This is a genomic window from Polaromonas sp. P1_E3, from assembly GCF_056405935.1.
Map to the genome: position 1 here is coordinate 1 of NZ_JBFUBD010000109.1, position 8,757 is coordinate 8,757.

The window sequence follows — 8,757 nt, forward strand, 5'->3', positions numbered from 1 at the left end:
ATCTCAAGGGCTTCGGCCTGCTTGAGGACTTCAGACACGTGCAGTGCCTTGAGTTCGTTTAAGTGCATGGAGTTACTCCTTGCGGAGTTCATTGATGGAAACGGGGGAGGTTTGAAAGGAAGCCGCAGAAGATGGCTTACAAACCGGGAACTCGAACCAGGCAGCGAGTGCCGTCTGGTGAATTAAGCACATTATGACAGGAAATTCATGCAGGAAACCAGGGCGTTTTCCCGCGTCCGGCACGGGGGGCCGGGGAGGACGGCGCCGGTCCGGAAAGCGGCTGTGCCGCACTTCCTTTCCGGCGCGAAAAAAGGCTCAGGCCAGTTGCTGGTCGATGAAGGCGGTCAGCTGGGCCTTGCTCATGGCGCCCACCTTGGTGGCGGCCAGCTGGCCGTCCTTGAACAGCATCAAGGTGGGGATGCCGCGGATGCCGAACTTGGCGGGGATGTCGCGGTTTTCGTCGACGTTCATCTTGGCGATCTGCAGGCGGCCGTCGTAACCGGTGGCCACTTCGTCCAGAATAGGCGCGATCATCTTGCACGGACCGCACCACTCGGCCCAGTAATCCACCAGCACGGGTTTGGAGGCTTGCAGCACGTCGGCTTCGAAGGTGGCATCGGTGGTATGTTTGATCAGTTCGCTCGCCATGTGCGGCTCCTTTGTCTGGTTAGGATGGTTACGATACGGTACGGCTAAAGTTGCAGTCATTGTGGCAGAAAGCAAGTGGCCCGGTCGCGTGCACGGGGGCTATGGCCCCGATAGCGATTATTCAATTTGCGGCTTCCGGCCATATCTTTTCCTGGCGAGCTTCCTTCCCAAACCCTTTGTATGTCACTCGTACCGACTTCTGATGCTGCATTGCTCGCACCCGATGCACTGTGCTGGCATCAGGCCATGGGCCGGCTCAAGGAAGTTTTGCAGACGCGCGGCGTCCATCCGGCAGAGGCAGTGGTTTTATTGCCTTATGCCCAGCTGATCCAGCAGGCGCGGCGTGCCTGGGCTGCCCAGGCCGGCGACACATTTTTTGTTCCCCGCTTTGAAACCACCATGAACTGGGCCAGTGGCCTGGGCGGCACGCTGGGCCTTTACGTACCTTCGGGCGACGATCTGCGGATAGATGTGGCTGTTGACATGCTGACGGCGGCATCTCTGCTGGGCCGCGCGGGCCTGGGCGCCCAGCAGGATGCGCTGGCGGGCCGGCTGGTCGAGGCGGCATGGAGCCTGGCGGGCGTGGCCGCTGCCGTGGTGCCGGCTGCGCGCCGCGCCTGGAGTGAGCGGCTGGCGCTGACGCTGGGTGCGGGCCTTGATTCGCCGGTGCTGGCACTTGAGGCCGCCGTGGGGCGCATCGCGCTGGCCTGGGCTGCGGCTTCTGCCTACCCCACAGACCGGCTTTTCCAGGCGAAGCCGCAGCTGTTTGCCGTGCTGGAAGGCTTTCAGGTCGACCCGCTCACCGAAGCCCTCAAAGCACATTTTGGCGACCGGTCGGTTTCCATTCCACTGCGCCTTTCACTCGAAGAACCGTCGGCACCACCCGCGCTGCACATTGCCGAGGACGCTGAAGACGAAGCCGGCCGCGCCGCCGCCTGCGTGCTGGCGCACCTGGCGCAAGGCCGGAGTCCGGTTGCGTTGATTGCGCAGGACCGCCAGCTCACCCGCCGTGTCGGCGCCATGCTGGCCGAGCGCGGCATCGCCATGCGCGATGAAACCGGCTGGAAGCTTTCAACTACGCGGGCCGCCGCGAGCCTGATGAGCCTGCTGCGCGCCATGCCCTGGGACGCATCGACAGATGCCGTGCTGGACTGGCTGAAAAATGCACCGGCATTTGACGCCGGGCTGGTCACCGCCGCCGAGACCGAGCTGCGCAAGACCGGCGTGCGCGCCTGGCGCGACCTGCCGGATTTTCCGGAAGAAGACATCCTGCCGCCCGCTTTCGCAGCAACAGGCCCGCTGGCGCGCGAAGTAAATGCATTGCGCAGCCCTTTCGCCCGTGCTCGCCCGCTGGCGGTGTGGCTGCGCGACCTGCGCACACTTTTGCAATCGGCCGGGCAGTGGGACGCGCTGGCACAGGATGAAGCCGGGCAGACGGTGCTGGATGTGCTGCGCCTGCATGACGGCGCCGAGACTGAGTTCGAGGCGTCGCCCGTGATGAGGCTGCATGACTTCACGCAGTGGGCCAACCAGGCATTGGAGGGCGGCAAGTTCTCCCCCATGCATCCGCCGCAAGAGCAGGTCGTGATACTTCCGCTGCCTCAGCTGTTGGGCCGCCCCATGCAGGCTGTGGTGCTGCCCGGCTGCGATGAAATCCGCCTGCCTGTGTCGCCGGAGCCCGCCGGCCCCTGGACGCCCGGGCAGCGCGAGCTGCTGGGCCTGCCGTCGCGGGAAGTGCTCGCCGCCGCCCAGCGCCAGGCTTGGCACTATGCCCTGCACATGCCGCATCTCGACGTGCTCTGGCGCACCAGTGAGTCCGGCGAACACCTGATCCCCAGCGGTTTTGTGCAAGAGTTGCTGCTGGACCAGCCCGACGGCCAGGCCGGGGACGCCGCGCAGGACATGGCCGCCGACCCCCGCAGCCTGCGTGCTGTGGACATCCAGCCTACGCCGCATCCGTTTCCGACCGGCGAGGCCTTGCCCGTCACCCGGCTCTCAGCCAGCGCGTATGAAGATTTGCGGCGTTGCCCGTACCGCTTTTTTGCACTGCGCCAGCTCCGGTTGCAGGAGCCCGAAGAGCTTGAAAGCGAGTTGGGCAAGCGCGACTTTGGCAACTGGCTGCACAGCCTGCTGCGACATTTCCATGAGGCACTCAAGGAGGCACCAACGTCCGATGCAGCAATACGGGTAGCGATGCTCAATACGGCGGCCGAACGCGCCACGCAGGAGCTCGCGCTCAGCGACAGCGAGTTTTTGCCCTTTGCCGCGGCCTGGCCCGGCGTGCGCGAGGGTTACCTGAAATGGCTGGCCGAGCATGAAGCCACGGGCGCCGTATTTGAAGAGGCCGAAGTCTGGCGCGAAGTGCCCGTCGGCACGCTCACGCTGCTGGGCCAGCTTGACCGCGTTGACCGCCAGCCCGACGGGCACGCCCTGGTGATCGACTACAAGACCGAGCCGCGCACGGCCACGGCCGAACGCATCAAGAACGGCCAGGAAGACACCCAGCTGGCCTTCTACGCCGCCCTGATGAGCGACGACACACTGGCGGCGGCCTACGTCAACCTCGGCGAAAAAGAGCCCACTAAAACCTACGAGCAACCCGACATCGTTGGACTGCGCGACGAGCTCATCGACAGCATCCTCACCGACATGGCCCGCATCGCACGCGGCGCGGCGCTGCCTGCGCTGGGTGAGGGCAAGGCCTGCGAATACTGCGCAGCCCGGGGCCTCTGCCGCAAAGACTTCTGGAGCCTGGACGAAGAAACAGCGGGGGAGCAGGCATGACCCCGCCGGCCAACACGCTGATCGCCCACGCCGCCGCCTACGAATGCAACGGCGAACCGCTCTCCGCCGATGCGTTCTACGCGATTGCCTGCGACCCGCGTCGCAGCGTGGCGGTGGAGGCCTGCGCCGGCGCCGGCAAAACCTGGATGCTGGTGTCCCGCATCGTGCGGGCGCTGCTTGACGGGGCCACAGCCGCACCCGGGCAGCAGGTGCTGCCGCATGAAATCCTCGCGATCACCTTCACCAAAAAAGCCGCCGGCGAAATGCGCGAGCGCCTGGACGAGTGGCTCAAGGCCTTTGCCCATGYCGACGACGAAACCCTGCAGCGTGAACTCGAAATGCGCGGTGTCAGGGTTGATTTTTCCAGCCAAAAAGGCCTGAAAGCCGCACAGGCTGTGCGCGAGCAGCTATCAAATTTATACCGCTCCATCCTGGCCAGTGGCCGCTCGGTGCAGATCCGCACCTTCCACAGCTGGTTTGCAGCCCTGTTGCGCAGCGCCCCGGTGGCGGTGCTGCAGCGCCTGGAGCTGCCGGTGAACTACGAGCTGCTGGAAGACGACGCGCCGGCGCGCGCATTGGTGTGGCGGCGGTTTTACGCGGCGGTCGCGGCTGATGCATCGCTCAAGGCCGATTTTGAAGCCGTGGTGCTGGCGTATGGCCGCTTCCAGGCCGACAAGGCCTTGCAGGCCGCGCTCGACAAACGCACCGAGTTCACGCTGGCCGATGAAAAAGGCGTGATCGACACCTCGGTGCAAGCCTTCAGTGCGCAGTTCACAGAATTTGGCGGCCTTGACGAACCGGAAGAGCTGCTCAGCACCAACCGCTTTCACCGCCAGACCTTGCGGGACGCCGCCATCGCGCTGGGCCGCGCAAGCGCGCCAACGTTTTCAGCCAAAGGCGTGGAACTGGAGCAGGCGTTGACGGCAGGTGACTTCCCGGCGGCCATCGCGGCCCTGCTGACCGAAAAAGGCACGCCGCGCAAGTTCGGCGAAAAAATCGTCGGCATTGAGCAGGTGCGCATTGCGCAAGACCTCGTGCTGCGCGTGGTCGCCGCCCGCCAGCAGCATGACGCCTGGCTGTACCAGCAGCGCATGGCGCGCCTGACGCGCGTGCTGATTGCCCAGTTCACCGCCTTGAAGCGCGACCGCGGCTGGGTCGACATGAACGACGTTGAGCGCGCCGCGCTGCTGATGCTGGCCGACCCCGTGCTGTCGGGCTGGGTGCAGGAGCGGCTGGATGCGCGCATACGGCACCTGATGATCGACGAGTTCCAGGACACCAACCCGCTGCAGTGGCAGGCGCTGTATGCGTGGCTCATCGGCTACTCGGGTGCGGGCACCGCGCCCAGCGTGTTCCTGGTGGGGGACCCCAAGCAAAGCATTTATCGCTTCCGGCGCGCCGAACCTCAGGTGTTCCGCGCTGCGCAGGCTTTTGTGGTGCACGGCCTGGGCGGTGACCTGCTCAGTTGCGACCACACCCGGCGCAATGCCGAAGCCGTGATCGACACCGTCAACTCCGCCATGGTCACGGCACGAGAGGCCGACGGCTATGACGGCTTTCGCGAACACACCACGGCGTCTGGCCTGGCCGGCGCCGTAGGCCGGCTTCCCCCCATTGCGCGCAACAAGGACGAAGAAGAAGCTTCACCGCTGGCCGCCGGCTGGCGCGACAGCCTCACCACGCCGCGCGAATTGCCCGAGGAAACCCTGCGCACGCGCGAGGCCCGGCAGGCCGCCGCATGGATCTCGGAACAGGTCGCAGCCGGGTTGCGCCCGCAGGACGTGATGGTCCTCTCACGCAAGCGCGCCGGGCTGCTGCCGCTGCAGGACGAGCTGCGCGCACTCCACATCCCTGCGCAGGTGGGCGAGAAAACCGAGCTGATTGACTGCTGCGAAGTGCAGGACATGGTGGCGCTGCTCGACGTGCTGGTGTCGCCGCAGCACGACCTTTCACTGGCACGCGCGCTGCGCTCGCCGCTGTTTGGCCTGGCTGATGAAAGCCTGGTGCAACTGGCGCTGCTGCAGCGCGAGCACCACCGGCCCTGGTACAGCCTGCTACAAAAAGAGGAGCTGCTTGCGCCCGGCCTGAAAGGGCTGGGGGCTGTTCTGGCCAAATGGAAGCGCTGGCTGGACCGCCTGCCGCCGCATGACGCGCTGCAAGGCATTTACGACGACGGCGACGTGCTGGCGCGTTTTGGCGCTGCTGCCCCCGCTGCGCAGCGCAGCGCGGTGCTGGCCAACCTGCGCGCGCTGCTCGGTGTATCGCTGGCATTGGATGGCGGGCGTTACGCCACGCCGTATGGGTTTGTGCGCGCGCTCAAGGCCGGCGGCACCCAGGCACCGGCAGCCGTCAGCAGCGAGGCCGTCCGGCTGCTGACTATCCACGGCGCCAAGGGGCTTGAAGCCGAAGCGGTGCTGCTGCTGGACACCGACACCGTCGAGCGCAACGCCGACAGCATGGGTGTGCTGGTSGACTGGCCTGGCGAGGCCACCGAGCCGCGCAAGTTCGTCTTCCTGGTCAGCGAAAGCCGGCCGCCCGCGTGCGCTGCCGAGACGCTGGCCGCCGAGCAGGCCGCCCGCAAGCGCGAGGAGCTCAACGCCCTGTATGTGGCGCTGACGCGCGCGCGCCATACGCTGGTGATTTCCGCCATCGAGCCGCACCGTGTGACCACCGAGAGCTGGTGGCAGCGGTTGCACGCGTTGGTGGGCGAGCTGCCAGCACCGGTTGCGGACGAATCTGCCGCTGCGCATCTCGATGCGGCGGACGCCGGCGTGTTCTACCTGCCCGAACTGCCCGCCTTGCCTGAAGCCCTGGCGCCCGCTGCACCTGCCGTGGAGCGGGTGGATGAAGACTCACTGAAGGCGCGCATCGGCAAGGCCATGCACCGCTTGCTGGAGTGGGGCGGTGCGGTGTCAGACCCGCAGATCAAGGTTGTGGCGCGCGAGTTTCGCCTGAGCCCGGCACAAGCGGCCGAGGCGGCTACGCTGGCCAGGCGCATTCTGGCGGGCGAGGGCGCCTGGGCCTGGAGCCCGCAAACGGTGGCCTGGCAGGGCAACGAGGTGGATCTGGTTTACGCGGGCCAGGCCTTGAGGCTGGACCGCCTGGTGCAGCGCAAGGACGCCGGCCATGAAGGCCATTGGTGGGTGCTCGACTACAAATCCGCCGTGGCGCCGGAATTGCAGCCCGCGCTGGTGGCGCAACTGCAGGCCTACCGGGCGGCCGTGCAGCTGATTTACCCCGGTGCGCCGGTAAAGGCTGCTTTCCTGACGGGCCGGGGAACTGTGGTCGAGCTGGACTGATCTCACCAACCTGGGCCACTTTCTGGCCCGAAGAAAGAAAACAACCATGTTCAAGCAACTTGCCGCATCGATGATTCTTCTGGCCGCCTTGCCAATGGCCTGGGCACAAACCGCGCCACCCGCCAACCCCACCGTGCGCCTGCGTGCGACGATTGAAAAGGTCGATGCCACCAGCCTGACGGTCAGGGAACGCAGCGGCGAAGTGATCACGCTGGTGCGCCCCGCTGAAATGGACGTGTCCGAGGTCTACCCGTTGTCGCTCGCCGACATCAAGCCCGGCAGCTACATCGGCACCGCCGCCATGCCGCAGCCCGATGGCAGCCAGCTGGCGCTGGAGGTGCTGGTCTTTCCTGAAGCCGCCCGCGGCGCCGGCGAGGGCCACCGCCCCTGGGACTTGCGGCCCGACAGCACCATGACCAACGCCACTGTGGCCGACCTGGCCGCGGCGCCAACGTCAGTGCCCGGCGGCCAGAAACTCACGTTGCGCTACAAGGACGGCGAGAAAACCGTGATCGTTCCGCCCAATGTGCCGGTGGTTTCGTTCAAGCCCGGCAAGGCCGATGAAACCGCCTTGCTGGTGCCGGGCGCCAAAGTGATGATTACGGCGCAGGAGAAAGCCGGCAAGCCGACCGCGCTGCGTGTCATCGTCGGGCGCAATGGTTTTGCGCCGCCGATGTAAGACCCGTGCGAGCCGGCAAGGTGCAGCCTGCAATAATTGATGCAGGCCCTGCGCCGGCGACCGGGGTGCAAAGGCACATATTGATAGCGTTTTTGCCCTGCAAGCCAATAGGGGCGTGCGCAAGCAGCTATTAAAAATATAGCAACACGTTTGCCGACCGCAAGCATCCTCAGGAAACCGGCGGCTTGCCTTCACTGTTGACCCTTAACTTTTCACTCACCAGACCTCGCCCCCGCGGGGCAACGGAATATCTTTTGAACGATTCAGCCTCTCCCGTGAAACCGCCGCCTGCCGGCCCTCTGCGCGTTGCCGTCATAGGGGGCGGCCCTGCCGGCCTGATGGCTGCCGAGGTGCTGGCCGGCGCCGGTGCAGCCGTGAAGGTCGAGGTGTATGACGCCATGCCTTCGGTGGGGCGCAAGTTTTTGCTGGCGGGGATCGGCGGGCTCAACCTCACGCATTCCGAAGCGCCGGAAGCTTTTGTGGGCCGCTACGGCGAGCGCGCCGCACAGCTGGCGCCGCTGCTGGCGTCTTTTGGGCCGGCCGAGCTGCGCGCCTGGGCCGAGGCCCTGGGTGTTGAGACGTTTGTCGGCAGTTCGGGCMGCGTGTTTCCCAAGGACATGAAAGCCGCGCCGCTGCTGCGCGCCTGGCTGCACCRCCTGCGCAATGCCGGCGTCAAGTTTTCCATGCGGCACCGCTGGTTGGGCTGGGCCGATGACGGCGCACTGAAGTTCTCAACGCCTGCCGGCGAGGTGCTGGTACAGGCCGATGCCGTGGTGCTGGCTTTGGGCGGCGGCAGCTGGGCCCGGCTGGGCTCTGACGGCGCGTGGGTGCCGCTGCTGGCGGCGCGTGGTGCGGCGGTGGCGCCGCTGCTGCCTTCGAACTGCGGCTTTGACGTCGCGGCGCGGCCCGATAGCCCTGCCCAACTGCAAGAGGCCATCACCGACCCTGGCGAAACCCGCCGCGAATTTTTGCAGGAGCTCATAGGCAAAAACCCGCAACCAAACACCGGCTGGACCGAACACTTCTCCAGCCGCTTCGCCGGCCAGCCTTTCAAGTCCGTGGCCATCAGCTTCACCGATTCACGGGGCCGCAGCTTCAGCCGCAAGGGCGAGTTCATCGCCACCACCACCGGCGTGGAAGGCAGCCTGGTGTATGCCGCTTCCAGCCTGCTGCGCGACGAGATCGCCGCCCACGGCAGCGCCACCTTCATGCTTGATTTGCTGCCCGGCAAGACACCCGAGCAGGTGCTGGTCGAAGTGCGCCACCCGCGCGGGTCACGGTCACTCTCCAGCCACCTCAAAAGCCGCTTGAACCTCGAAGGCATCAAGGCCGCCATGCTGTATGAGC

5 protein-coding genes are annotated in these 8,757 nt (G+C 66.0%); 4 read left to right on the plus strand and 1 reads right to left on the minus strand.

The features are described from left to right. Positions 1-315 precede the first annotated feature (315 nt). Positions 316-648, minus strand: a complete 333-nt coding sequence (gene trxA / locus AC1D0Z_RS12625) for a thioredoxin TrxA (RefSeq protein WP_077594529.1) — start codon at positions 646-648, stop codon at positions 316-318. Between the two features lie 180 nt (positions 649-828). Between trxA and AC1D0Z_RS12630 the strand changes: the two genes are divergently transcribed. The 4 genes from AC1D0Z_RS12630 to AC1D0Z_RS12645 form a co-directional block, all read left to right on the plus strand. Continuing rightward, on the plus strand, positions 829-3,432 hold the full coding sequence (locus AC1D0Z_RS12630; RefSeq protein WP_477658588.1) for a PD-(D/E)XK nuclease family protein: 2,604 nt from the start codon (positions 829-831) through the stop codon (positions 3,430-3,432). Then, on the plus strand, positions 3,429-6,731 hold the full coding sequence (locus AC1D0Z_RS12635) for a UvrD-helicase domain-containing protein (protein WP_477658589.1): 3,303 nt from the start codon (positions 3,429-3,431) through the stop codon (positions 6,729-6,731). Before AC1D0Z_RS12630 ends, AC1D0Z_RS12635 begins: the two co-directional genes overlap by 4 nt. 46 nt (positions 6,732-6,777) lie before the next feature. Next, the gene (locus AC1D0Z_RS12640) at positions 6,778-7,410 is read left to right on the plus strand and encodes a hypothetical protein (protein WP_477658590.1); all 633 of its coding nucleotides are present in this window, start codon (positions 6,778-6,780) and stop codon (positions 7,408-7,410) included. Between the two features lie 338 nt (positions 7,411-7,748). Beyond that, positions 7,749-8,757: TIGR03862 family flavoprotein (locus tag AC1D0Z_RS12645; protein WP_477658591.1), on the plus strand; the 1,009-nt coding region annotated here is incomplete at its 3' end.